Origin of the sequence: Zobellia alginiliquefaciens (assembly GCF_029323795.1) — a bacterium.
GTDB classification, from domain to species: Bacteria; Bacteroidota; Bacteroidia; order Flavobacteriales; family Flavobacteriaceae; genus Zobellia; species Zobellia alginiliquefaciens.
Genome location: NZ_CP119758.1, coordinates 2,956,900 through 2,981,816 on the forward strand (window position 1 = coordinate 2,956,900; position 24,917 = coordinate 2,981,816).

A 24,917-nucleotide genomic window follows, 5' to 3' on the forward strand; every position below is an offset into this window, starting at 1 on the left:
TTCTCGACTTTAAATAGTTTCTAATTTTTCTCTTTCCATACGTAGTAGTGCCTGTTTGTATTCTTCCGGTAGAACCTTAACGAATTTAGGTAGGCAATCTTCCCACTTCTCTAAAATACGCTGTGCAAGCGGACTCAAAGTAGCGTTGTAGTGACTTTCGATTAAATCTTTCAATTGTTTGATATCGTCATCTTCGGTAACCGATAATAAATTCAGGTCTTCGTTATTGCATTTTTTTCTGAAGGTATTTTTATCATCATAGATAAAAGCAATTCCGCCGCTCATACCTGCACCAAAGTTTCTTCCAACTTCACCAAGAATTACGGCAACACCGCCGGTCATATATTCACAACCATGATCACCAATACCTTCTACTACAGCTTTGGCACCGGAGTTACGAACGCAGAAACGTTCACCGGCCTTTCCGTTAATATAAGCACGACCGGCTGTGGCTCCGTAAAGGGTGACATTACCCGTGATTACGTTGTCTTCTGGTACGATGGTAGATTTTTCGGGAACTTTAATTACCAGCTTAGCCCCAGATAAACCTTTTCCTAGGTAATCATTTGTATTCCCATTAACGGTCATGGTTAAACCTCTGGTGGCAAAAGCACCAAAACTTTGTCCTGCAGAACCTGTAAAGTTCAGTTTTAAAGTATTTATTGGTAATCCCTGTGCTCCGTATACTTTAGAAATCTCATTACTGATGATGGCTCCAACTGCACGGTCTGTATTTTTAATAGGAAAATCTAATGTTAGTTTTTCTTTTCTAAATAAAGAAGGATTCGCTTTTGCGATGATATCAAATTCAATTGATTTATCAATATCGTGGGTTTGTGCTTGAGTGTTGTAGAACTTAGTTCCGGCTGGCACATCAACTTCATATAAAATTGGAGTTAAATCGATACCTGCGGATTTGTAATGGTCAATTGCTTTCTTACGGTCTAGCTTCTGAACTTGACCAACCATTTCGTTGATGGTTCTGAAACCTAATTGAGCCATAATTTCACGTAGTTCCTGAGCAACAAAATACATGTAGTTGACAACGTGCTCCGGCTTACCTGCAAATTTCTTACGTAATTCCGGATTTTGGGTTGCAATACCTACTGGGCATGTGTTCAAATGACAAACACGCATCATAATACAACCTGAAGCTACAAGTGGAGCTGTGGCAAAACCAAACTCTTCTGCCCCTAATAAACACGCTACTGCAACATCACGACCGGTTTTAAGCTGGCCATCACATTCAAGAACGATTCTGTTTCTTAGGTCATTCATTACCAAGGTTTGCTGTGCTTCCGCAACACCAAGTTCCCATGGTAGACCTGCATGTTTCAATGAGGTTAATGGAGATGCTCCCGTACCTCCGTCAAATCCGGAAATAAGAACAACATCTGCTTTTGCTTTAGAAACCCCAGCGGCAACTGTACCTACACCAACCTCGGAAACTAATTTCACGTTTATTCGTGCTTCTCTGTTGGCTGATTTTAAATCATATATCAACTGAGAAAGATCTTCGATCGAATAAATATCGTGGTGTGGTGGAGGTGAAATTAAACCTACATACGGTGTAGAGTTTCTAGTTTTAGCAATGGAAGGGTTCACTTTAGGACCAGGTAGTTGACCTCCTTCTCCTGGCTTGGCACCCTGTGCCATTTTAATCTGTATTTCTTTTGCATTGGTAAGGTAATCGGAGGTAACTCCAAAACGACCTGATGCAACTTGTTTTATGGCGCTGTTTTTCCAGTCTCCCGTAGCGTTTTTGTAGAAACGCTCAGAATCTTCTCCTCCTTCACCAGAATTACTTTTACCGCCAATACGGTTCATGGCAATAGCCAAGTTCTCGTGGGCTTCTTTACTAATAGACCCGTAAGACATAGCTCCGGTCTTAAAGCGCTTTACGATTTCAGTCCATGGTTCTACCTCTTCCAATGGAATAGGGTCGTAGTTAGAGAATTCGAATAAACCACGAATGGTCATCAAATTTTTTGACTGTTCGTTCACCATAGAAGAATACTCCTTATAGGTGTCGTTCTCATTACCACGTACCGCTTTTTGAAGTTTTGCAACCGTTAATGGGTTGAACATATGTTTTTCGCCATCACGTCTCCAACGATATTCCCCACCTATTTCTAGGTCAAGGTTGGCAGCAACTTCTTTTGTACTAAAAGCTTTCTTGTGGCGCTTTGCAACTTCTTTCTCTATTTGATACAAGCCGATACCTTGAATACGGGTAGGTGTATTAGGGAAATATTTGTCAACCACTTTACTATTGATACCTATACACTCAAAAAGTTGAGAACCTCGGTATGAATTTAAAGTAGAAATACCAATTTTGTTCATTACCTTAAGAATACCCTTGCCAATGGCTTTGTTATAGTTCTTAACGGCTTCCTCAAAAGTGAAGTCGGTAATGTCATGCTCTTCAATCTGCTCTCCAATAATTTCGTTTACCAAGTATGGGTTAATTGCACTGGCTCCAAAACCGAACAATAGGCAGAAATGGTGCACTTCTCTTGGTTCTGCAGACTCAATAATAACACTTAGTTTACTTCTCTTTCCTAAACGCTGTAGACCACTGTTTACATAGGAACAGGCAAGTAGTGCTGGAATTGGTGCTTGGGATTCGTTTACATTTCTATCCGAAAGGATGATGATGTTCGCGCCCTGATCAATAGCTTTAGATGCTTGGTCAAGAATAGACTCTAAGGCGTCTTCCAAACCGTTGTGGCCTCTATTTATTTCGTAAAGGGTTGGGATGGAAACTACTTTATAGTCAGGACTAGCATCATAGTTTTTGATTTTATCCAAATCTTCTTTGGATATAACCGGATTCTGAATTTTTAATTTTCGACAATGCAATTCGGAGAAGTCAAATATATTGTGGTCACTACCTAGGGTAAGACTAATATCTGTAATCAATTCTTCACGAATACCATCTAAAGGCGGGTTCGTTACCTGAGCGAATAATTGTTGGAAATAATTATAGATCAACTGTGGGCGCTGAGATAATACTGCAATTGGAGTATCAGACCCCATAGAACCAATAGGTTCTTTAGCAGTTTTTCCCATAGGAAGGATAATGGTATTGATATCTTCAAGCGTATATCCAAAAACCGATTTACGTTTTTCTAGAGAAGCTTCGCCTAAAAATAACGGACAGTCATTATAAGGTATGTTCTTTAGGTGAACCAAATTTTTGTCTAACCATTCTTTATAAGGTTGGCGACTGGCAATATCTTCCTTAATTTCTTCATCATTAATGATGCGGCCTTCTTCCATGTTTACCAAGAACATCTTACCTGGTTCCAATCTTCCGTGAAATTCCACGTTTTCTGGAGCAATTTGCACAACACCGGTTTCAGATGACATTATTACGTAGTCATCTTTCGTTACGGTATAACGTGAAGGTCTTAAACCATTCCGGTCAAGAACGGCACCAATGTAATTTCCATCGGTAAACGGAACAGACGCCGGTCCGTCCCATGGTTCCATCATACAAGAGTGGTACTCGTAGAAAGCTCTTTTAGCTTCGGACATATCCGGATTCTTCTCCCAAGCTTCCGGTACTAAAATCATCATTACCTCAGGTAAAGATCTACCGGTCATTAGCAATAGTTCAACTACCATATCCATGGTGGCCGAATCTGATTTTCCTGGAAGTATTACAGGTAGTATACTTTTTATTTCGTCTCCGAACCAATCACTCTTTAATAACTCTTCGCGTGAGCGCATTCTAGATACGTTACCACGAAGGGTGTTTATTTCACCGTTGTGACACATATAGCGGAAAGGCTGTGCCAAATCCCAAGTAGGGAATGTATTTGTAGAAAATCGTTGGTGAACCAGTGATAAACGGGTTACCACACGAGAATCCATTAAATCTTTATAGTATAGGCTGATGTCTTTAGGCATCAAAAGCCCTTTGAATATGATGATTTTTGTGGAAAGGCTAGGCACATAGAAGAACTTGCTTTCCGAAAGTTTTGAATTGATTACGGCATGTTCCGTAACTTTTCTTGCAATGAACAATTTAAGGTTGAAGTTAAAATAGTCCTGCTCTTCATTTTCTTTTGCAATGAAAACCTGTTTAACATAAGGTTCGGTTTCCATGGCAACACGACCCGGAATAGATCGGTTTACAGGAACATCTCTCCAGCCTAGCAATTTTAGACCTTGTTTTTTTATGTTTTCTTCAAAAGTAGAAGTGCAGAATTCACGCTGATTCTCTTTTTGAGGTAAGAATATGTTACCTACGGCATATTTACCTGGTTCCGGAAGTTCAAAATCGCAAACTGCCTTAAAAAAATCATGTGGTATATCTATAAGTATACCTGCACCATCACCGGTTTTTCCATCTGAACTAACAGCACCACGGTGCTCTAACTTATCTAATATCTCCAGTGCCTTATGGATGATATCATTAGATTTTTTTCCTTTAAGGCTGCAGATAAAACCTGCGCCACAGTTGTCATGTTCAAATTCCGGTAGGTACAACCCTTGCTTCTTCAACGTCATAGATTATGGTATTTATCCAAAAATAGCATTTCTGATGAATAATTAGCAGCTATTTTTGTCTAATCAGATAAAAATTCAACGTTTCAAATAAAACGTTGAAAATTATTCAGATATGGTTTTTATGTGAGCTAAAATTATCAGAATGGTAAAATTAGCATATTCAGTAGACCTGTGAAAGGTTTTTAGAGGGGGTATTTGTTATATTTCTTAACTTTTTAATATGACCCCCTCCGTTTTTGATGGTATTGTTATGTTTGAGTCTATTATATAGGTGAAGTTCGATAAAAATAACGGGGTGTTCTGTTATTTTTATTTTAATCCTTTAGTATACTTCGCGATATTACAATTTTTTGAATTTCAGAAGTGCCTTCATAAATCTGAGTTATCTTAGCGTCTCTCATAAGGCGCTCTACGTGGTAATCCTTCACAAAACCGTTACCTCCGTGAATTTGCACGGCTTCTACCGTTGTGTCCATTGCTACTTGTGAAGCGTATAGTTTGGCAATAGCACCTGATAAATCATAATTCTTGCCTTGGTCCTTTTCCCATGCAGCCTTATATACTAGGTTACGTGCAGCTTCGATCTGGACATGCATATCTGCTAATTTAAAAGCAATGGCTTGGTGGTTGGCTATTTCTGTGCCAAAAGCTTTTCTTTGTTTTGAATATTTAAGGGCAAGTTCGTAAGCACCTGCTGCAATACCTAGAGCTTGTGCAGCAATACCTATGCGTCCTCCGGCAAGAGTTTTCATGGCAAATTTAAAACCAAAGCCATCTTCGCCAATTCTATTTTCTTTTGGGACTTTAACATCATTGAAATTAAGGGAATGGGTGTCACTACCGCGAATACCTAATTTATTTTCTTTTGGTCCTATTTCAAAACCGGGCATTCCTTTTTCAACAATAAGTGCGTTAATGCCTTTGTGTCCTTTTTCTTTATCTGTCTGGGCGATTACCAAATATGTATCTGCCGTTCCACCATTGGTGATCCAGTTTTTGGTGCCATTCAATATATAATGGTCTCCTTTGTCTATTGCTGTTGTTTTTTGAGAAGTGGCATCACTACCTGCTTCAGGTTCGGAAAGGCAAAACGCCCCAATGACTTCTCCGGAAGCCAAACGTGTAAGGTATTTTTGTTTTTGTTCCTCATTGGCAAACATTTCAAGTCCCCAGCAAACCAGGGAATTGTTAACCGAAACGACCACTGATGCGGATGCGTCAATTTTTGAAAGTTCTTCCATGGCTATTACATAGGATAGAGTGTCCATGCCGCTGCCATTATATTTGGAGTCCGTCATCATTCCTAGAAAACCAAGTTCTCCAAGCTTTTTAATTTGCTCCGTGGGGAATTTTTGAGCGTCGTCCCTTTCGATCACGCCTGGTAGCAGTTCATTTTGTGCAAAATCACGAGCGGCTTGCCTAATCATTAAATGTTCTTCCGATAATGAGAAATCCATAGTTTATTTGTGTTTTTGTTGAGCTTCTACAAATATAAGCTTCTGAAATAAATATGAAGCCTAGCTTTGTTGGCTAAATTTTTTTAAAAATTGATGATTCATTAGCTGTTAAAAACTTTTTATCCCAAGCCAAATTTTTATATTTGTTGAATTCGTTTTTCGAATTGATTTAAACGTAAAGTTATGACACAGCAGTAACGCCGTTTTGGCGTAAAGAAAGAAAGATTTTCAAATGAAAGGAATTAGAGTCATACTATTTTTTAAATCAATTTAAAATGAAAGAGTTACTACAGGCATACGAGAATAAATCACCGGAAATAGTCTTTAATTGGAAAGACAGTGAGACCGAAGCAGAAGGTTGGACGGTCATAAATTCACTGAGAGGTGGAGCAGCAGGTGGCGGAACAAGAATGCGAGAAGGGTTGGATATGAACGAGGTGCTTTCGCTGGCAAAAACAATGGAAGTTAAATTTACGGTTTCCGGGCCACCAATAGGCGGAGCTAAGTCCGGTATAAATTTTAATCCAAAGGATCCTAGGAAAAAAGGAGTCCTTGAACGTTGGTATCATGCAGTATCGCCATTATTGAAAAGCTATTACGGTACAGGTGGCGATCTTAATGTAGACGAAATACACGAAGTTATACCTATTACAGAAGATGCTGGTGTTTGGCATCCGCAAGAGGGAGTTTTTAATGGTCATTTTAGGCCTTCCGAAGCTGATAAGATCAATAGGATAGGGCAATTACGACTTGGGGTCGTAAAGGCGTTGGAAAACAGTAATTTATCACCCGAAGTATCTAGGAAATATACCGTTGCGGATATGATTACCGGTTATGGTGTTGCGGAGGCTGTAAAACATTATTATGATATTTATGGTGGCAATGTAGTTGGTAAAAGAGCTGTAATCCAAGGTTTTGGTAATGTGGGTAGTGCTGCAGCGTACTATTTGGCGCAAATGGGTGCTAAAATAGTTGGAATTATAGATCGCGCCGGCGGCGTAATCAATGAGAATGGGTTCTCGTTTGAAGAAATTAAGACCTTCTTCCTTAATAAGGATGGTAACAATTTAATAGCGGGTGCGGATGAGATGATTCCTTTTGAGGAAATCAATGAACGCATCTGGTCCTTGCAAACAGAAATTTTTGCACCTTGCGCAGCGTCGCGGTTAGTGACCAAAAATCAAATAAGTAGTTTAATTGAAACGGGATTGGAAGTTATTTCCTGCGGGGCAAACGTGCCTTTTGCGGATAAGGAAATTTTCTTTGGCCCTATAATGGAATACACAGATGGGAAGGTTAGTTTAATACCTGATTTTATTTCTAACTGTGGAATGGCGCGCGTTTTTGCTTACTTTATGGAGAAAAGGGTAGGTATTGATGATGAGCTTATCTTTAACGACACTTCGGAAACTATCCGGAAAGCTATTTTGAACACCTATAAACAAAACTCTTCAAAAGAGAATATCAGCCAAACGGCATTTGAAATTGCATTAAAACAACTAATATAAATAGATTGAGTATGGAGACCATTATTATTATTGTATTCCTCGCAGGTTATCTTGCGATTACCCTTGAACATAACCTTAAAATTGACAAGCTAATTCCGGCTCTTGCCATGATGGCTATTCTTTGGGCTATAATTGCTTTAACCCATATGGATGTTTTTGAGGTAAATACACAACTTAGGGAGCTCGAACCCACCCATCTTGATGAAATTCTACTGCATCATTTAGGAAAAACGGCAGAAATTCTAGTGTTTTTGTTAGGGGCGATGACCATTGTGGAAATCATTGATTATTTTGATGGTTTTGCAACTATTAAGGGTTTTATTCGAACTAAAAGTAAACGAAAGCTGTTATGGTTGTTTTCAATACTGGCCTTTGTTCTTTCGGCTATAATAGACAACTTAACTGCTACAATCGTATTGATTACCATATTACAAAAGGTAATTAATGATAGGGAAACCCGCTTGTGGTTTGCCGGTATGATTATTATTACTGCAAATGCTGGTGGTGCATGGTCGCCAATTGGTGATGTTACCACTACAATGTTGTGGATCGCGAACAAAGTATCCGCTTTACAATTGGTGGAACACGTTCTTCTTCCTTCAATAGTTTGTATGGTAGTGCCAGTATTGATAGCTACTAGATTTAAAGCATTTCAGGGTAATATTGATAGTGATATAGATACTTTGGAGGAGCCAAAATCCAGATATGGAGCAACCATGTTGTATTTAGGTTTGAGTGCTATTGTATTTGTACCTTTCTTTAAAACGGTTACGCATTTGCCTCCTTACGTAGGTATGATGTTGTCATTAGCAGTTGTAGCTACCTTCGCTGAAATTTACAGTAATTCAAAATTCAGTATTTCAAATGTAGAAGGAGAAGGAGATGACGCTACAGGTCACCATAGCCCAGTTCACCATTCACTTTCAAAAATTGAACTTCCAAGTATTTTATTTTTCTTAGGTATATTATTAGCGGTTGCAGCTTTAGAATCTTTAGGTATGTTGTTCCATTATGCCGAAAGTTTAAATGAAGCTATTCCTAATACGGACATTGTTGTAATGTTATTTGGTATAGGTTCCGCTATAATTGATAATGTGCCTTTGGTTGCTGCGAGTTTGGGAATGTTCTCAGAGCCAATGGATAATCCATTATGGCATTTCATTGCGTATTCAGCGGGTACAGGTGGTAGTATGTTGATAATCGGGTCTGCTGCGGGTGTTGTTGCCATGGGTATGGAGAAGATAGATTTCTTCTGGTATTTAAAGAAAATAGCATGGTTGGCATTAATCGGTTTTATATCGGGAGCCGTAACTTTTATTTTATTAAGAGATTTTGTATTAAACGCATAATTTTATAGATAAAATACCGTTATAGTGGCAACTCTAATACCTAAGAATTCTATGATGTTATTTCAAGATATGGCTCAAGATCCTGCAGCTGCGGATGTTATGTCAGAAGAGAAGACACTTTCCGTTATCGATTTGATATTTAATGGCGGTACAGGTAGTGTGCTTATTATAACGGTACTTTTTATCATGTTGTTCGTTGCACTCTATATTTACTTTGAGCGTATTTTTGCTATAAAAGCGGCCTCAAAGATAGATAGCAACTTTATGAACCAGATTCGGGATCATGTTACCAATGGTAAATTGGAAGCGGCAAAATTACTTTGTGCGCAAACCGATTCCCCGGTTGCAAGATTAACCGAAAAAGGAGTTTCTCGTATAGGAAAGCCGTTGGATGATATCAATACGGCTATTGAAAATGCAGGAACCTTAGAGGTGTATAAACTAGAGAAGAACGTGAGCATTTTAGCAACTGTTGCCGGTGCTGCACCAATGATCGGGTTCCTAGGAACTGTAATTGGTATGATTTTGGCATTCCATGAAATGGCAACAAGTGGTGGACAGGCCGAAATGGGCTCATTGGCATCGGGTATCTATACGGCCATGACTACTACCGTTGCGGGACTTATTGTTGGTATTATAGCGTATATAGGATATAACCACCTTGTGAACAGAACCGATAAAGTGGTTCATAAAATGGAGGCTAATGCCGTAGAGTTTTTAGACTTGTTGAACGAACCTTTATAATTCACACGACATGAAACTAAGGGGAAGAAACAAGGTTAGTCCGGATTTTAGCATGTCTTCAATGACAGATATCGTATTTCTGTTATTGATATTCTTCATGCTTACTGCAAACTCACCCAATGCTTTGGATCTATTACTTCCTAAGGCAAAAGGTAAGTCTACTAATACGCAAAACGTATCTGTAAGTATAGATAAGAACTTACAGTACTACGTCAATAACGAGAGAATTAACGGAGAATACATAGAAATTGAACTAAAAAAGGCACTAGAAGGACAAGATAAACCCACTATTATTTTAAGGGCGGAAGAAAGCGTTGCCATCAAAGAAGCGGTAAACGTTATGGATATTGCCAATAGAAATAGTTATAAGGTAATCTTGGCTGTGCGACCTGATTAATGTCATTCCTAGACACGAGACACAAAAAAAAATCATTCACGCTTACTACTTTTTTATTAAGCGTGCTCTTGCTTGTATTGTTTTATATAGGCCTTACCTATATGGACCCACCTATCGAAAACGGGATTTCCGTTAATTTCGGTACTACCAACTTTGGTAGTGGTACTGTACAGCCCAAAGAGAAGATTCGTTCGGAACCCGTAGAGACCCCGCCTGTAGAACCTTCTAAACAAGAAGAAGTTGTTGAAGATGTAGAGGATGTAGCAGCAGATGTGCCCGAAGAAGTTGTTGCTGAAGAAGCTCCTGCGGAAAAGGTTTTGACGCAAGAGAACGAGGAATCCATTAAAATTAAAAAAGCTCAGGACGCTAAAAAGAAAGCAGAAGAAGCAGAAAAAGCCGCCAAGAAAAAGGCGGAAGACGCTCAGAAAAAAGCTCAGGCCGAAGCTGCAAAAAAGGCACAAGAAAAGAAAGCTGCTGAGGAGAAGGCCCGTAAAGAGCAAGAGGCCAAAAAGAAAAAGCTAGATGCTCTTATTGGCGGAATCAGTAAATCCGATGGAAACGCTTCGGGTAGTGAAGGTGATGATAATAGAGCGGGGGACAAAGGCCAACCTGATGGTGATCCTTATGCAACAAGTTATTACGGTAGCCCTGGCTCCGGTAGTGGAACGGGTGGTTACGGACTTAACGGCCGTTCTTTGGTCGGTAAAGGTCAGGTAAAGCAGCAATGCAACGAAGAAGGTAGGGTAGTGGTGAAAATCATTGTAGACCGAAACGGTAATGTGGTAAGTGCCACCCCAGGTGTTAAGGGAACTACCAATAATAGTCCTTGTCTATTGGATCCAGCAAAGAAAACTGCTTTTAAGCATAAATGGAACTTAGATTCTAATGCGCCTAGTCAACAGGTAGGTTTTGTGGTAGTCAACTTTAAATTGGGAGAGTGACCTATCAGGAAACCTTAGATTGGATGTTTGCACAGCTTCCAATGTATCAGCAAAAAGGTAAAGTTGCTTTTAATGCCAAGCTTAATGGCATTAAAAATTTTACTGCCCACCTTCATAATCCAGAAACGAAGTTTAAAAGTATTCATGTTGCTGGAACCAACGGAAAAGGTTCTAGTAGTCATATGTTGGCATCTATTCTTCAAGAGGCCGGTTATAAGGTCGGTTTGTATACTTCACCCCATTTAAAGGATTTTAGAGAGCGTATTCGCATTAATGGTGAATGTGTCCCTGAAAATTTTGTAATTGAATTTATAGCCGAAAATCAATCTTTTTTTGAAAATAACCATTTGTCTTTTTTTGAAATGACCGTGGGGATGGCCTTTGATTACTTTGCTAAAGAGAAAGTAGATATTGCCGTGGTTGAAGTTGGTTTAGGGGGAAGGCTGGATTCCACCAATATTATCATGCCCGAAGTAAGTCTTATTACCAATATAGGATTAGATCATACGGATATGCTAGGCGATACTTTGCCTAAAATAGCTTTTGAGAAAGCTGGAATAATTAAAGAAGGTGTTACGGTAGTTGTTAGTGAGTATCAGCCAGAGACTGCTGAAACTTTTGAAAATGTTGCTCGGTCAAGAAGTACTAAACTAATTTATGCTGAAAAGGAAATTGATGAGGTTTATGAAACCTCCCTTTTGGGTGAGTACCAAAAAAAGAATATTAAAGGAGTCTTAGCTGTTGTGAGACAGCTTAAAGATTTTAATATAACTCAGGAGCAAATACGTTCAGGACTTCTAAATGTGGTCCAAAACACGGGCTTAATGGGTAGGTGGCAGCAACTACAGGAAAATCCAAAAGTAATTTGTGATACGGCACATAATAAAGAAGGACTGTCAATTGTGATAAATCAGGTGTCTCAACAAAAATTCAAAAAATTAATTTTTGTTCTTGGTTTTGTAAAAGGGAAAGACCTAAATACCATACTGCCCTTGTTTCCTAAAGATGCGAAATATTTATTTTCCTCACCTCAAATTTCCCGTGGACTAGAGGTTAATGAATTGGTAGACAGGGCAGAGGAATTTGGTTTAACGGGCAAAAGTTTTTCCACGGTTAAGGCTGCATATCATGCCGCTTTAGCGGAGGCCGGACCGCAAGATTTTATCTTTGTTGGTGGTAGTACGTTCACTGTTTCAGAAGTAATTTAATTTTTTTTCTTTTTTCTTTTGAGAAGTAAAAAAGAGTCTTATATTTGCACACCTTTTAGGGCAATTAGCTCAGTTGGTTCAGAGCACCTCGTTTACACCGAGGGGGTCGGGGGTTCGAATCCCTCATTGCCCACCAGAATCCTCAAGCATTAAATGTTTGAGGATTTTTTGGTTTTATAAGGTTTTGTCATTATCTAATGCTATAAAAAAAGACACCCATCTAATTCTTTTAGATGGGTGTCTTGGCTTGCAAAGGCTGGTGTTCGGTCTAGCCTTTTCCAATTACAATTTTTAACTTCTCGTTGTTTTCTTGCGTGCTTTTGGCAGTTTGTGGGCTTACGCCTGTTTGCCAAAGATAAACGCGCTTAAGGCTGTTGATTTTCTCTATATGGGGAAGGCAGGCATCGGTTACTTTGGTGCCGTAAAGATTAAGCGCCTCTAAATGCTCTAATCCAGATAAATGTGCTACTCCCTTATCTGATATTTCTGTTTTCTCTAGTTCCAAACGGGTCAGGTTAGTGAATTGCGAAACGCTAGAAAGCCATTCATCAGAAACATTACTATTGGCAAGGGATAGCCAAGTAACGTATTCTTTTACTTTTTCAAGCTCAGAGAGCTTCTCTTTAGTAAGATCGGAACCTGAGTATTTAATGTCCAGTAAGGAATTGTCAGGACCTAAAGTTTTAACTTGAAAACCAGTTTGTGCTAATATAGAAAGTTTTGTGCTATCTAACTTTTGAAGTTGTACGGTTTCATACCATGGCTTTGGATTTGTATCAATACCATATCTTCTTAGTAAAATAGGTTTAATATTTTCGGTAACCTTTAAACTAGCAAGGGAACCTTCAAAAGGGGCGCCTTGCTCGATCCACCACTCTACGGTTTTAATCTCATCATATGTGAGTGCGTTGTTGGTAGGGGGCATGAATTTTATATTTTTAGGCGGAAGTGTAATTCTTTTGAACAATTCGCTTCCCTCCGTGTTGCCAGCGGCAACAATGTTTTCGGTATCACCGCCCATTCGTAATGAATCAGGGTGACTCATGTTAAGTCCGCCTCTTTTTATTTCATCATTATGGCAACCTATACATTTAGCCTCAAAAATTGGAGCTACTAAATCCGCATAGACTTTTACGGAGTCCGGTGTTGCAAACTTAGGAAGTGCATCTTTTTCTTCTCCGCCTCCTATAAGTTTCTGAATGGGTGCGGGAGCGTATTCCGTTAAATAGGTTTCGCCGTGCGTCAAATTTCCTCCTTTATGACCTTCAATAAAAAGCATGGCCAGGAGAAGTATGTTAAAACCATGGTGCAATTTAACCGGGAAAGCTTTGGGTTTACTCTTTAAATACCACCCTATAAAAGCAACTACAACAAGAGCTACTCCAAGCCATCTGTGGGAAAATAGATGTTCTTCTTCATATAGTCCTGTTTCTCCTAAAAACCAGCCGGTAACGGCTGCCCCAGCAGCACTTACTGCTCCCAGTAACCATGCTATTGGAATTAATTTACTTTTAACTTCAGTTTTTCTAAAGCTTTCATACCATTCCAAAACAATAGCTAGGAATAGAAAGCCTATTGGCAGGTGTACAAAAAGGGGGTGAAAACGGCCTAAAAATGTTGAGAATTCTAATGCTATCATAATTTTTGGTTCTAATCTGTTTGTTTCGGTTGAGAGTGAATTGATTAATTATCGATATTCTATGGATATCTCTTTTACTTAAAAAATAAACGGTAGTTTAAGTTTCTTTTAAAATATTAAGGCAAACTTTGATAAAACCGAGTAAATCTAATACGGTTGGCGTAAAATACGTATTTCTAATGTTACCAATAGTGCAACAAATGGTCAATTTAAGTAATGTTGAGTTTTTGTGTACTTTAAAAAGTCTTAAAGTTCAGTATTATAGTGTGTTATAACTTTATATATTGAAGTTTTATTTGTGCTTGATTAACGGTTTTGTGAACAGTTAATCAAAAAAGTGTTGACGTTTGGTAGTGAATTAATCATCTGAGCCCTGCAATTTATATTTTCTTAATCCGAAATTAATTTTACCTTTGGCCCACTATTTTGGGGTCATTAGCTCAGTTGGTTTAGAGCGCTGCCTTGACAGGGCAGAGGTCACTGGTTCGAATCCAGTATGACCCACAATGTTTCTTCACTATTTATTTCTCAAAATTTATTTTTCTTGATTAAATGGGCATAGTTTTTTGGCCTTTATGAACCATAAATCGCTATTTCATGTAAGTTTTGTAGCAAAAATGGATTTTTTGGCCCTTTTTAGTGACTTTTTTCGTTAAGTGGTTTCCTACTAAGTGTATAACCCATTAATTACTAAGCGTGTTGAATCCCTTTGTCCTGCTTTTAGCAATTAGTCTAATCATTTTTCTAGTGATTATGTTGTTTGTAATACCTTCTGTTTTGTCTTCTAAAAAGCATATTAAAGAAGGTAGGAATTATACCAGATTGCGGAAAGGGTTTAAATGGCAAAAAAAATTGAAGGAAAAATCAGAATAGAATTTATGTTTTAATATTAGAGGTTTTTTTGTTGTATTCCATCTATTTGTGAGGATAGTAGTTGCATGTGTGTTTAAGTAAAGTGACTTTTTGTTAATCACTGTGTCTAACTACATACACTAACTAAATTGCTATATGATGAATGATCTTGTATTTTTTTGTTTTAGCATAAGCATTGCTATTTTTTTATTGGGTATGCTAATTATGTTACCCAATTTTTTATTTTCAACTAATCGGTTTAAGACGAAGAAATCTTTGGTAGCCAAAGACGAAATGAAAAAGAAACCTGGAGTAGAAGAGGTTGGGAGACCATATGGTCAAAGGCATAAGAATCTTGGGGTTGAAATATGCTCGGATAAGTAATTTCATTTTTGTTAAGTTGATCAAGTTATGACGAAAGCTTGATTTTAATGTTCTTTGAAATTTGTTGTATAGGTTCATCTTGCCTTCTTAGAGAATATGCTAATTACTTTTGGCTTTGTAGCTAATTCCTTATACTATATTTTTACCTTTGCATGTTGTTGACAAGTCCGTTAAGATACATAAAGAGACATTTTGTTGATTTGTGGGTCACAATTAAGTAACTAGCAACCTGAACCAAATATTGGAAACAGAAGTACAACCGGAATCATTATCGGATGAAGAACTTGTTCGTAAGATAGCTAGGCAAAATGATGCTTTGCTTTTTGCGGTACTTTATGATAGGTATGCGCAAAGAGTGTATAATAAGTGCTATAGTTTTGCTAATTCGCAGGCCGAAGCGCAGGATTTGACTCAAGATGTGTTTTTGATGCTTTTTGTTAAGCTTTCAAGCTTTAAAGGGAAGTCCAAATTTTCTACTTGGGTGTATGCTTTTACCTATAATTTTTGTGTAAACTATTTAAATAGGAATAAGCAACGATTAATGAGTGATAAATCCGACTCTATTTCCCAATCAACTAAACCTATATCGGTGGTAGATGATGATACGGAAATAGCTAATATGCGTTCGGAAAAACTCAAAAAGGCCTTGGAATTGGTAGATCCTGAGGATAAGAAAATATTGCTTTTAAAATATCAAGACGATATCTCTATAAAAGAGCTGACCTCAATATTGGATATTGGGGAAAGCGCGGTTAAAATGAGATTGAAACGGGCAAAGTCTAGGATAGTGGAAGCTTATAATAAAATACCATAACGTCTATGGAAAAGAAAAACCCATTTAAGGAAATGGAAGACTCGTTGCACGAGGTTCCTCCTCATTTAAAGAAGAAGGTTATGGATGATATAGCTTCGGCTAAACTTGTTATGGACATGGCAAACCTGTTCACATGCAATTATAAGTCTGCAATAGAAGATATGTTCAAAACCAACCCCGACATTATTTAACGTGTAATATCTAAGAAAATGGATAAAGTTTCAGAGTGGAAAAATTTAACCTTTAATACCTTAAGCACCATTGTGGCGGATATAGCTTCTGCACTGCCTAATATCTTAGGAGCTATCGTTATTTTATTAATAGGGTGGGCCATTAGTAAAGTAGTGCGCTTTATTTTGAAAAAAGTATTCAAGATTGCACAATTAAGTAAAGTTTCGGATAAAATCAACGAAGCTAGATTGTTTGGAGATAGTAATGTAAAAATCGATATAGAAAAGGTCTTGCTTCAATTTGTGAAGTATATTCTTTTGCTTGTCTTTATTATTGTGGCGGCAGATATTGTGGAGTTGACCATTATTTCACAAGAGATTGCCAACCTATTGCGTTATTTGCCGATCTTGTTAAGTGCAATGGTCATTTTTATGATCGGACTGTATGCTGCCAAACTTATTAAATCTGCACTTAAGGGTGTTTTTGACTCTATGGGCTTTGGAGGTGGAAAGCTTGTTAGTAGCATTGTTTTCTATATTATCGTAATTTTTGTAACTATAACTGCCTTAAATCAGGCAGGCATAGATACATCTATGTTCACCAGTAACTTCACACTTATATTAGGGGCTTTCTTATTGGCTTTTGCTCTAGGATTAGGGCTAGGGTCTAGAAATGTGGTAGAAAGTCTTCTGAAGACATTTTATGCAAGAAAAAGTTATGCTGCGGGAGATAAAATTAAATTTGCAGATATAGAAGGTACTATTGTAGCTATAGATAGTATTAGCGTGACCTTGAATACCAAGGAAGGGAAGCTGATAGTGCCTATTAAAGAGATTGTAGAAAACCGAGTTAAGTTGGAGTAATATTAGGTAGTTGAGGTGGTGCTTTAGGGAGTGTTACCTTTTTTTTAATTATTAAATATAATCTAAAATTCGCTCCAAGGCCATACCGCGAGATCCCTTAATTAGAATTAGGCTTTTTGGAGGTAACGGTTTGTCTTTTAAACTTTTTTTAAGTTCATCAAATGAACTGTGTTTTTTTAGATTTGTACTAATACGGTTAAAATTTTCACCCACTAAGGTCGTATCAAAGTTTAGCTGGCTAGCTAAATCAGCTATATTTCCATGCTCGATAGAGGCAATACTTCCCAGTTCAAACATATCGCCTAAAAAGGCAATTTTAGATTCTCCTTCCATTTGGGAGAAATTGTTTAGAGCGGCCGTCATGCTGGTAGGGTTGGCATTATAGGCGTCAAGAATAATTTGATGTCCTTTATGAGTAATGATCTGAGAACGGTTGTTGCTAGGAGCGTAGCTTTCTATGGCTGTTTTTATATCTGTTAGGGGTACATTAAAATACTTTCCCATAAGAATGGCAGCAGCACAGTTTGTGAAATTGTAACTACCTATGAGTTGCGATTCTATAACCTGATTTTCCACGGATGCTTTTACAAATGGATTCGCACTTAAAAACTCTATGGTATAAAACTCTTTTTGATCTGAACTGAAGCCATATTTTTTTATGTAACTACCTAGTTTTTGAGATTGAATAGAATCATCACCGTTCATAAAAATGTGCTTACCGTTTTTAATTAGGTAATCATACAGTTCGCTCTTTCCTTTGATAACCCCTTCTTCACTACCAAAACCTTCAATATGAGCTTTTCCAAAATTGGTAATATATCCAAAATCCGGTTGTGCTAGACTGCACAAAAATTCAATTTCTTTTTGATGATTGGCTCCCATTTCAACTATAGCAATTTCGGTATCTTCTTCTATAGCAAGTAGGGTTAACGGAACGCCAATATGGTTGTTGAGATTGCCTTTGGTGGCAATGGTGCGATATTTTTTAGATAGTACCGCATTTATTAGTTCTTTAGTGGTCGTTTTTCCATTGCTTCCTGTTAGACCAATAACTTTAGCGCCAGAATAATTCCGGTGAAAAGAAGCTAGTTCTTGCAAGGCTACCAGAACATCATCAACTAAAATGTGTTGGTCGGATATTGCGAATTCCTTTTCGTCAATAACAGCGTAAGCGGCGCCATTCTTAAGAGCTTCGGAAGCATATTTGTTTCCGTTGAAGTTGTCTCCTTTTAAAGCAAAGAAAATACTGTTCTCCTTTATTTTTCTGGTATCCGTACAGATTTCGGGGAACTCTAAAAAGATGCTGTGCAGTTGCGCTGTTTTCATAAAGTAAAAGTATAAAAAAAGTCTCGGCATTATGTACCGAGACTTTCTATAAAAATTATGTTTTAAGAGCTTATCTTACTTTTTTGCCTCTTGGTGTTTTGTTCTTTGTTTTAGACTTGGATCCTACTCTAGACATGGCACATCTAAATCCAATATAGTCAGTAGCCATATATTGTGGCAAATACCTTCTTTGCGCTGGGTCTAGCCAGTAGGCGCGATCTCTCCATGATCCACCTTTGTAAACTCTTACTTCATCATTAATCAATGTAGATCTATTGTTTGATTGGTCATATTGTCTAACCAATTTTCCTGCAGAATCACGTTCAACACTATGCTTAGGAGAGTTGTACATTTTCTTGCTGTCATCTTGCTCCTCGTCTTCATCACTAAATTGGTCAAAGAATCTAGAAGAACCTGGGTCACCATCACGGTATCCTCTGTTGTCACTAGATGAGAAGTTTGTTCTTAAGTACGTCTCTTCCTCGTCTACAGGAACCATTTTAATTTCTCCTGGAAGGTTCACTGCAACAATCTTTCCGTTTGGTAAGGTGTCATACATTACGGAATCTCTAAGGATGTTGACTTTACCGTCTTCACCAATTGCAGTTTTCATGTAGATGTTACCACGGTAGTAGTTAAAATCACTTACTTCGTCATCTACTATTGGTCTGTAAACATCAGCAACCCATTCTGCAACGTTACCTGCCATGTCATAAAGACCAAGGTCATTAGGCTTGTAAGACATTACTTGAGCAGTAATATCGGCACCATCATCAGACCATCCGGCAATTCCGCCGTAATCTCCTTTACCTTGTTTAAAGTTGGCCAATTGATCACCACGACCAACACGTTGTCCGTTTCTAGTATAATCGCCTTCCCAAGGGTATTTTTTTCTACCCCTGTAATTGTTGTACTCACGGTTACCTTGGTTAGCTTGTGCGGCATATTCCCACTCCGTTTCCGTTGGCAGTCTATATTCTGGCATAATTACACCACTACTTCTTTTAGCGAATGTATTTACACTGTCTTTTTTAGCTTTCCCTTGTAAAGAATCTATTTGTCCGTTATATACTGATTCAGGTCTGTTAAGGTAGGCTTCTGTACTGAACGTACCTGCAACCTCACCTTGTGCAGCTTGGTATTTAGCATCTTTTGCCAAATATCCTTCTCTTTCTAGCATAACTTCGTTTACACGGTCTGTACGCCATTCAGCAAATTGTGTTGCTTGAACCCAGTTAACACCAACTACAGGATATTCTGCGTAAGCAGGATGTCTCAAATAGTTATTGGTCATAGTTTCGTTAAAACCTAAGCGGTTTCTCCAAACCAAAGTATCGGGCAAGGCTCCTTTATAAATATTCGCATATTGCGGATTTTCCGGAGGGTAAACACTTTTTAAATAATCAAGATACTCCAAGTACATTACATTGGTTACCTCGGTCTCGTCCATATAAAATGACTGTACGTGTTGAGATGTAGGGGTGTTGTTCCAATCATGCATCACATCATCTTGGACTTTACCCTTGGTGAACGTACCACCTTCAACAAATACAAGGCCTGGCGCCGTTTCTTGTTCCTTGAAATCCGTATTGTATTGAAAACCACCTTCTTTGGCGTTTATTTTCCAGCCTGTGGCTCGCGACACATCTTTGGAAGAGCTAGATTTCTTACAGCTAGTAACTGTAAAACCTCCAGCTAATACTGCACAAGAAAGTACAACTTTGATAAACTGTTTTTTCATAATTAGGACTTGAGTTCAAATAGCACCACTGCTAAAATGGTAGCGCAGTTGGTTATTTTATTTTGATTAATTTTTAGTGTCACTTTCGGCATATAAAACGATGTTTTGCACATAATATTTTATTTGCCAAAAATTATTTTGTCAAACTGGGGCCTTCGTATTTCTAAATAACCTATGCCGCCTTAAAATTCATAACGGTACAAATAGGTTTATAGTATGGCTACTTGCATTTCTTTTACTTAAAAATCACCAGCTAAGCTTGATTTTTTAATTGGAGTACGAAATTACAAAAGATGTACGTATTTTGCGCGGCGTATTTAATTAGAAGTGTAAATTAAAAAATATTGCATTTTTTATACAAGATATTCCTTAAATGCCCGTTTAGATGTAGTACATCTAATATTTTTTTGGATTGTAACACTATATAGTATCATTAGACCGACTAAATTTAGCTCTATTTAAAAATGAAAAAACTTTCTATTCTTGTTTTGCTTGTATTTGCTTGCAAAATATCGGCCCAAGAAGCAGGTGATCGAGTTATTACCACAGCAGTTCCCTTTTTAAACATTACAGCAGATGCCAGAGCGGCGGGTATGGGTGATTTAGGTGTAGCCACTTCAACCGATGCATATTCGCAACAATGGAACCCCGCGAAATTTGCATTCGCAGAACGCAAAATGGGTATTGGTATGGGGTATACTCCGTATTTGAGCAATGCTATTTCTGGTATAGGTCTTTTAAATGCCAGTTATTTTAATAAGATAAATGATCAGAGTGCGTTTGCGGTCAGTCTTCGCTACTTTACGTTGGGAGATATTGAGCTTAGACAAACTTTTGATGATGTAGGTACTATAGTTAAACCTAATGAATTATCTTTTGATGGGTCTTATTCCTTAAAATTGAGCCCTACATTTTCAATGGCTGTAGGGGGTAGATATATTAGGTCTAACCTCAAATTTCAAAATGACAATAATGTAGATTCCAAACCGGGAAGTACCTTTGCGGTAGACGTAGCCGGTTTTTATCGTTCAAGAGAAATCGCTTATAATAGGTTTGATGGTCGTTGGAGGGGTGGTTTTAATATCTCTAACTTAGGAGGTAAAATTGCTTATGACGAAAACGGGCAAGATAACTTCATCCCGACTAATTTAAAGTTTGGTTTTGGTTTTGATTTTATTCTTGATCAAGACAACGTAATTGGTCTTACAACAGAATTCAATAAACTGTTGGTGCCAACTCCACAGGATTTTAATGACGATGGAAATTTAGATTCAGCAGATAATGATGAATATCAGAGTATTGGGTTCTTAAGTGGTGTGTTTAAATCTTTTGGGGACGCTCCTGACGGTTTTAGTGAAGAGCTTCAAGAAATGACTTGGGCCTTAGGTGCTGAATATACATACCAAGATGCTTTTATGTTCCGTACGGGATATTTTAATGAGAGTGATGTAAAAGGCTTTAGAAAGTACTTTACACTTGGTGCAGGTTTTAAATTTAACTCCGCTCAAATAGACCTTTCATACTTGTTTTCTACATCTAAAGTTACTAACCCAGTGGAAAATTCATTGCGCTTTTCTTTGACTTTTAATTTAGGAGACGAGTTTTACAATGATTAAGTAATCGAATAAATATATCATAAGAAAACCTGCCATTTGGTAGGTTTTCTTATTTTAGACCCTCACTAAAAGAAGTATGCAAAAACAAAATATAACTTTTGAATTGAGCATTTTTGATTCAATTGACGAGCTTTCTGCCGAAGACAATAAGTTAATGAACGATGCGGTAGCCGCAAGAGGGGATGCTTATGCCCCGTATTCTAATTTTCAGGTTGGAGTTGCAATACTGTTGGAAAATGGCGTAGTTGTTACCGGTAACAACCAAGAAAATGCTTCTTATCCGTCAGGTTTGTGTGCGGAACGGGTGGCAATTTTTTATGCGGGAGCTAAATATCCTGGAGTAGGTATCCAGACAATAGCTATTACGGCTACATCCATTAATCATGTGTTGACAGATCCAGCTGCTCCATGCGGTAATTGCAGACAGGCTATATCTGAATATGAAGTGAAGCAGAAAAAGCCTATTGCCCTGATGATGATGGGGGAAAAGGGGAAGGTTTTTAAATGTAATTCTATGGCAGATATCTTACCATTAGGCTTTAATAGCTCTTTTTTGTAACAGTTCTTCACGGCCTTGGGATAAATTCTAACAAACCTTTTACTTCAATTTTTTTCAACTATTGATTTAATATGTATTTTTGCCCTTCTGGTTGGCTCCGTGAAATAAAAATGGACAGTCAGGATGTTGTAACCACGAATCCAAATTATTAGCATCGATGAAAAAAATTACCAAAGAAGTATATCTTAAATGGTATGAAGATATGTTGTTCTGGCGCAAGTTCGAGGACAAGCTAGCACAGGTCTACATTCAGCAAAAAGTTAGAGGTTTTTTACACTTGTATAATGGTCAAGAAGCTGTTCTGGCTGGCTCATTGCATGCAATGGACTTAACCAAAGACCGTATGATTACGGCTTATAGGAACCACGTTCAACCAATTGGTATGGGTGTTGATCCTAAAAAAGTGATGGCAGAGTTATATGGTAAGGTTACAGGTACCTCTATGGGTATGGGAGGATCAATGCATATATTTTCTAAGGAACATCGTTTTCATGGAGGTCATGGTATCGTTGGAGGTCAAATTCCTTTAGGTGCTGGTATGGCTTTTGGAGACAAGTACGCAGGTAGGGATAATGTTACTTTGTGTTATATGGGCGATGGTGCTGTGCGCCAAGGTTCGTTTCACGAAGCATTGAACTTGGCTATGCTGTGGCGGCTTCCGGTGGTTTTCATTTGTGAGAACAATGGGTATGCCATGGGTACATCAGTAGAAAGAACATCGTATTCCACAGATATATGGAAATTGGGCTTAGGGTATGAAATGCCTTGTGGTCCTGTAGATGGTATGGATCCTGTAACTGTAGCTCAAGAGGTTAGTAAAGCTGTAGAAAGAGCACGCTCTGGTGGTGGACCAACTTTCCTTGAGATGAAAACATATAGATATAGAGGTCACTCCATGTCCGATGCCCAACACTACAGAACAAAAGAAGAAGTAAAGGAATATCAAAAGATAGACCCTATTACTCAGGTTCTCGATATTATTAAAGAGAACGAGTACGCGTCAGAAGACGATATAAAGGCAATAGACAAGAAGGTGAAAGAGTTGGTTTTGGAATGTGAAAAATTCGCAGATGAATCCGACTATCCACCAGTACAGCAATTGTACGATATGGTCTATGAGCAAGAAGATTTTCCGTTTGTACAACATAAATAATTAAGTAAATGGCAGAAGTAATAAATATGCCCCGCTTGAGCGATACCATGGAAGAAGGTACCGTAGCCAAATGGTTGAAAAACGTTGGTGACAAAGTTGAGGAAGGCGATATACTTGCAGAAATAGAAACTGACAAGGCCACAATGGAATTTGAATCTTTCTATGAAGGTACTTTATTGCATATTGGTATTGAAGAAGGAGACGGTGCTCCCGTAGATTCTTTATTGGCTATTATTGGTGAAGAAGGAGAGGACATTTCTTCGTTGTTGAACGGTAGTGCAGGTAGTTCTGAAGATGATGATGCCGAGGCGGAAGAAAGTAATGAGCCGGAGAATTCAAGCTCGGAAGAATCTGATGATACAAGTGCTTCTGGAGAAATTCCTGAAGGAGTTGAGGTCGTAAAGATGCCACGTCTTAGTGATACTATGGAAGAAGGTACGGTAGCTGCTTGGTTGAAAAACGTAGGCGATACTGTAGAAGAAGGTGAGATTTTAGCTGAAATCGAAACCGATAAGGCTACAATGGAATTTGAATCTTTCTATTCTGGTACCTTATTATACATTGGTATTAAAGAAGGTGAGTCTTCTCCTGTTGATGCTGTTTTAGCTGTTATAGGGCCAGAAGGTACGGATGTTGATGCTGTTTTGAGCGCTAAGCCATCTTCTGGTAAAAAAGAAAGTACATCTGCCGAAACCAAAAAAGAAGAACCTAAGAAGGAGGCGGCTAAGGATACATCGGGCTCTAAATCAACAAATGATGGTCAGCGTATTTTTGCTTCACCTTTAGCTAAGAAAATTGCCAAGGAAAAAGGAATTGACCTATCTAATGTTTCCGGTTCTGGGGACAACGGAAGAATCGTTAAAAAGGATATTGAAAGCTATAAACCTGCTGCTGAAGCGCAAGCTCCAAAAGCAGCTTCCCAAGCCGCGGCTCCTGCAAGCGCTCCCGTAATTTTACCTGTAGGTGAAGAGAGTTCTGAGGAAGTGAAAAATTCGCAAATGCGTAAAACCATTGCGAAACGTTTATCTGAATCCAAATTCACTGCGCCTCATTATTACCTTACAATAGAGGTAGATATGGGTAACGCAATGGCTTCTAGAAAGCAGATTAACGAATTGCCCGATACTAAAGTTTCTTTCAATGATATGGTCGTGAAAGCATGTGCCATGGCATTAAAAAAACACCCTCAGGTGAATACCACTTGGAACGGAGATACAACGCGTTATAACCACCATGTACATGTGGGTGTTGCCGTTGCGGTAGATGAAGGTCTTGTTGTTCCTGTAGTTAAGTTTACGGAACAATTAAGTCTTACTCAAATAGGTTCTGCGGTTAAGGATCTTGCCGGTCGTGCAAGAAATAAAAAACTGACTCCTGCAGAAATGGATGGTAGTACGTTTACGGTTTCTAATTTAGGTATGTTCGGTATCACGGAGTTTACTTCAATTATCAATCAGCCTAATTCTGCAATTCTTTCGGTTGGAGCTATTGTTCAAAAACCAGTGGTTAAAGACGGTCAGATTGTAGTGGGTAACACAATGAAAGTGACTTTGGCGTGTGACCATAGAACAGTTGATGGTGCTACAGGCGCTCAATTTTTATTGACATTACGTGCTTATTTGGAAAACCCGGTGACAATGCTGGCATAAACCAATGGCAAACTATTATAATAAAGGC

Annotated in this window: 18 protein-coding genes and 2 tRNA genes; 15 read left to right on the forward strand and 5 right to left on the reverse strand. The window is 38.3% G+C overall.

Annotated features, from left to right (window positions below; all coding sequences use genetic code 11):
* Positions 1 to 9: 9 nt before the first annotated feature.
* Together gltB and P0077_RS12390 are read right to left on the reverse strand one after the other, a co-directional pair.
* On the reverse strand, positions 10 to 4,518 hold the full coding sequence (gltB, locus tag P0077_RS12385; protein ID WP_276165551.1) for a glutamate synthase large subunit: 4,509 nt from the start codon (positions 4,516 to 4,518) through the stop codon (positions 10 to 12).
* Positions 4,519 to 4,832: 314 nt separating this feature from the next.
* On the reverse strand, positions 4,833 to 5,975 hold the full coding sequence (locus tag P0077_RS12390; protein ID WP_276165552.1) for an acyl-CoA dehydrogenase family protein: 1,143 nt from the start codon (positions 5,973 to 5,975) through the stop codon (positions 4,833 to 4,835).
* Positions 5,976 to 6,250: 275 nt separating this feature from the next.
* Between P0077_RS12390 and P0077_RS12395 the strand changes: the two genes are divergently transcribed.
* The 7 genes from P0077_RS12395 to P0077_RS12425 all read left to right on the forward strand — a co-directional run bounded on the left by P0077_RS12395 (position 6,251) and on the right by P0077_RS12425 (position 12,258).
* Positions 6,251 to 7,483 carry a Glu/Leu/Phe/Val dehydrogenase dimerization domain-containing protein gene (locus P0077_RS12395; RefSeq protein ID WP_276165553.1) on the forward strand — a complete coding sequence of 411 codons (1,233 nt, stop codon included), beginning with the start codon at positions 6,251 to 6,253 and terminating at the stop codon, positions 7,481 to 7,483.
* An 11-nt stretch (positions 7,484 to 7,494) separates the two neighbouring features.
* A complete protein-coding gene (nhaD, locus tag P0077_RS12400; RefSeq protein WP_276165554.1) occupies positions 7,495 to 8,832 on the forward strand; it encodes a sodium:proton antiporter NhaD in 1,338 nt (445 codons plus the stop codon).
* A 51-nt stretch (positions 8,833 to 8,883) separates the two neighbouring features.
* Positions 8,884 to 9,576, forward strand: a complete 693-nt coding sequence (locus P0077_RS12405; protein ID WP_194526076.1) for a MotA/TolQ/ExbB proton channel family protein — start codon at positions 8,884 to 8,886, stop codon at positions 9,574 to 9,576.
* Between the two features lie 10 nt (positions 9,577 to 9,586).
* On the forward strand, positions 9,587 to 9,973 hold the full coding sequence (locus tag P0077_RS12410) for an ExbD/TolR family protein (protein ID WP_276165555.1): 387 nt from the start codon (positions 9,587 to 9,589) through the stop codon (positions 9,971 to 9,973).
* Positions 9,973 to 10,914, forward strand: a complete 942-nt coding sequence (locus P0077_RS12415) for an energy transducer TonB (protein ID WP_276165556.1) — start codon at positions 9,973 to 9,975, stop codon at positions 10,912 to 10,914. Before P0077_RS12410 ends, P0077_RS12415 begins: the two co-directional genes overlap by 1 nt.
* Positions 10,911 to 12,122, forward strand: coding sequence for a bifunctional folylpolyglutamate synthase/dihydrofolate synthase (locus tag P0077_RS12420; protein ID WP_276165557.1), 1,212 nt, complete (start codon positions 10,911 to 10,913; stop codon positions 12,120 to 12,122). Before P0077_RS12415 ends, P0077_RS12420 begins: the two co-directional genes overlap by 4 nt.
* A gap of 58 nt (positions 12,123 to 12,180) precedes the next feature.
* Positions 12,181 to 12,258, forward strand: a tRNA-Val gene (locus P0077_RS12425).
* A gap of 132 nt (positions 12,259 to 12,390) precedes the next feature.
* Here the strand turns inward: P0077_RS12425 and P0077_RS12430 are convergent.
* The gene (locus P0077_RS12430) at positions 12,391 to 13,761 is read right to left on the reverse strand and encodes a c-type cytochrome domain-containing protein (protein WP_276165558.1); all 1,371 of its coding nucleotides are present in this window, start codon (positions 13,759 to 13,761) and stop codon (positions 12,391 to 12,393) included.
* 429 nt (positions 13,762 to 14,190) lie between these two features.
* Between P0077_RS12430 and P0077_RS12435 the strand changes: the two genes are divergently transcribed.
* From P0077_RS12435 to P0077_RS12450, 4 genes are all read left to right on the forward strand, one after another.
* Positions 14,191 to 14,265, forward strand: a tRNA-Val gene (locus P0077_RS12435).
* A gap of 973 nt (positions 14,266 to 15,238) precedes the next feature.
* Positions 15,239 to 15,811, forward strand: a complete 573-nt coding sequence (locus tag P0077_RS12440; protein WP_276165559.1) for an RNA polymerase sigma factor — start codon at positions 15,239 to 15,241, stop codon at positions 15,809 to 15,811.
* A gap of 5 nt (positions 15,812 to 15,816) precedes the next feature.
* The gene (locus P0077_RS12445; protein WP_194529694.1) at positions 15,817 to 16,002 is read left to right on the forward strand and encodes a hypothetical protein; all 186 of its coding nucleotides are present in this window, start codon (positions 15,817 to 15,819) and stop codon (positions 16,000 to 16,002) included.
* An 18-nt stretch (positions 16,003 to 16,020) separates the two neighbouring features.
* The gene (locus P0077_RS12450; RefSeq protein ID WP_276165560.1) at positions 16,021 to 16,845 is read left to right on the forward strand and encodes a mechanosensitive ion channel family protein; all 825 of its coding nucleotides are present in this window, start codon (positions 16,021 to 16,023) and stop codon (positions 16,843 to 16,845) included.
* A gap of 51 nt (positions 16,846 to 16,896) precedes the next feature.
* Here the strand turns inward: P0077_RS12450 and P0077_RS12455 are convergent, their stop codons facing one another.
* Both P0077_RS12455 and gldJ read right to left on the reverse strand, forming a co-directional pair.
* Complete coding sequence (locus P0077_RS12455; protein WP_276165561.1) at positions 16,897 to 18,171, reverse strand: UDP-N-acetylmuramoyl-tripeptide--D-alanyl-D-alanine ligase; 1,275 nt, start codon at positions 18,169 to 18,171, stop codon at positions 16,897 to 16,899.
* Positions 18,172 to 18,241: 70 nt separating this feature from the next.
* Positions 18,242 to 19,912 (reverse strand): gliding motility lipoprotein GldJ, encoded by a 1,671-nt coding sequence (gene gldJ / locus P0077_RS12460; protein WP_276165562.1) that lies wholly within the window; start codon positions 19,910 to 19,912, stop codon positions 18,242 to 18,244.
* Between the two features lie 464 nt (positions 19,913 to 20,376).
* On the opposite strand from gldJ, the gene porV reads away from it, so the two are divergent.
* The 4 genes from porV to P0077_RS12480 all read left to right on the forward strand — a co-directional run bounded on the left by porV (position 20,377) and on the right by P0077_RS12480 (position 24,889).
* The gene (gene porV, locus P0077_RS12465; protein ID WP_276165563.1) at positions 20,377 to 21,528 is read left to right on the forward strand and encodes a type IX secretion system outer membrane channel protein PorV; all 1,152 of its coding nucleotides are present in this window, start codon (positions 20,377 to 20,379) and stop codon (positions 21,526 to 21,528) included.
* Between the two features lie 76 nt (positions 21,529 to 21,604).
* Positions 21,605 to 22,087 carry a cytidine deaminase gene (cdd, locus tag P0077_RS12470; RefSeq protein ID WP_276165564.1) on the forward strand — a complete coding sequence of 161 codons (483 nt, stop codon included), beginning with the start codon at positions 21,605 to 21,607 and terminating at the stop codon, positions 22,085 to 22,087.
* Positions 22,088 to 22,244: 157 nt separating this feature from the next.
* Positions 22,245 to 23,240, forward strand: coding sequence for a pyruvate dehydrogenase (acetyl-transferring) E1 component subunit alpha (gene pdhA / locus P0077_RS12475; protein WP_276165565.1), 996 nt, complete (start codon positions 22,245 to 22,247; stop codon positions 23,238 to 23,240).
* 8 nt (positions 23,241 to 23,248) lie between these two features.
* Complete coding sequence (locus P0077_RS12480; RefSeq protein WP_276165566.1) at positions 23,249 to 24,889, forward strand: pyruvate dehydrogenase complex dihydrolipoamide acetyltransferase; 1,641 nt, start codon at positions 23,249 to 23,251, stop codon at positions 24,887 to 24,889.
* Positions 24,890 to 24,917 lie beyond the last annotated feature (28 nt).

What these genes read in the sequence shown, in the direction of transcription:
- gltB (WP_276165551.1), bottom strand. Translation starts at nt 4,518, where the DNA reads ATGACGTTGAAGAAGCAAGGGTTGTACCTACCGGAATTTGAACATGAC.
- P0077_RS12390 (WP_276165552.1), bottom strand. Translation starts at nt 5,975, where the DNA reads ATGGATTTCTCATTATCGGAAGAACATTTAATGATTAGGCAAGCCGCT.
- P0077_RS12395 (WP_276165553.1), top strand. Translation starts at nt 6,251, where the DNA reads ATGAAAGAGTTACTACAGGCATACGAGAATAAATCACCGGAAATAGTC.
- nhaD (WP_276165554.1), top strand. Translation starts at nt 7,495, where the DNA reads ATGGAGACCATTATTATTATTGTATTCCTCGCAGGTTATCTTGCGATT.
- P0077_RS12405 (WP_194526076.1), top strand. Translation starts at nt 8,884, where the DNA reads ATGATGTTATTTCAAGATATGGCTCAAGATCCTGCAGCTGCGGATGTT.
- P0077_RS12410 (WP_276165555.1), top strand. Translation starts at nt 9,587, where the DNA reads ATGAAACTAAGGGGAAGAAACAAGGTTAGTCCGGATTTTAGCATGTCT.
- P0077_RS12415 (WP_276165556.1), top strand. Translation starts at nt 9,973, where the DNA reads ATGTCATTCCTAGACACGAGACACAAAAAAAAATCATTCACGCTTACT.
- P0077_RS12430 (WP_276165558.1), bottom strand. Translation starts at nt 13,761, where the DNA reads ATGATAGCATTAGAATTCTCAACATTTTTAGGCCGTTTTCACCCCCTT.
- P0077_RS12445 (WP_194529694.1), top strand. Translation starts at nt 15,817, where the DNA reads ATGGAAAAGAAAAACCCATTTAAGGAAATGGAAGACTCGTTGCACGAG.
- P0077_RS12450 (WP_276165560.1), top strand. Translation starts at nt 16,021, where the DNA reads ATGGATAAAGTTTCAGAGTGGAAAAATTTAACCTTTAATACCTTAAGC.
- P0077_RS12455 (WP_276165561.1), bottom strand. Translation starts at nt 18,171, where the DNA reads ATGAAAACAGCGCAACTGCACAGCATCTTTTTAGAGTTCCCCGAAATC.
- gldJ (WP_276165562.1), bottom strand. Translation starts at nt 19,912, where the DNA reads ATGAAAAAACAGTTTATCAAAGTTGTACTTTCTTGTGCAGTATTAGCT.
- porV (WP_276165563.1), top strand. Translation starts at nt 20,377, where the DNA reads ATGAAAAAACTTTCTATTCTTGTTTTGCTTGTATTTGCTTGCAAAATA.
- cdd (WP_276165564.1), top strand. Translation starts at nt 21,605, where the DNA reads ATGCAAAAACAAAATATAACTTTTGAATTGAGCATTTTTGATTCAATT.
- pdhA (WP_276165565.1), top strand. Translation starts at nt 22,245, where the DNA reads ATGAAAAAAATTACCAAAGAAGTATATCTTAAATGGTATGAAGATATG.
- P0077_RS12480 (WP_276165566.1), top strand. Translation starts at nt 23,249, where the DNA reads ATGGCAGAAGTAATAAATATGCCCCGCTTGAGCGATACCATGGAAGAA.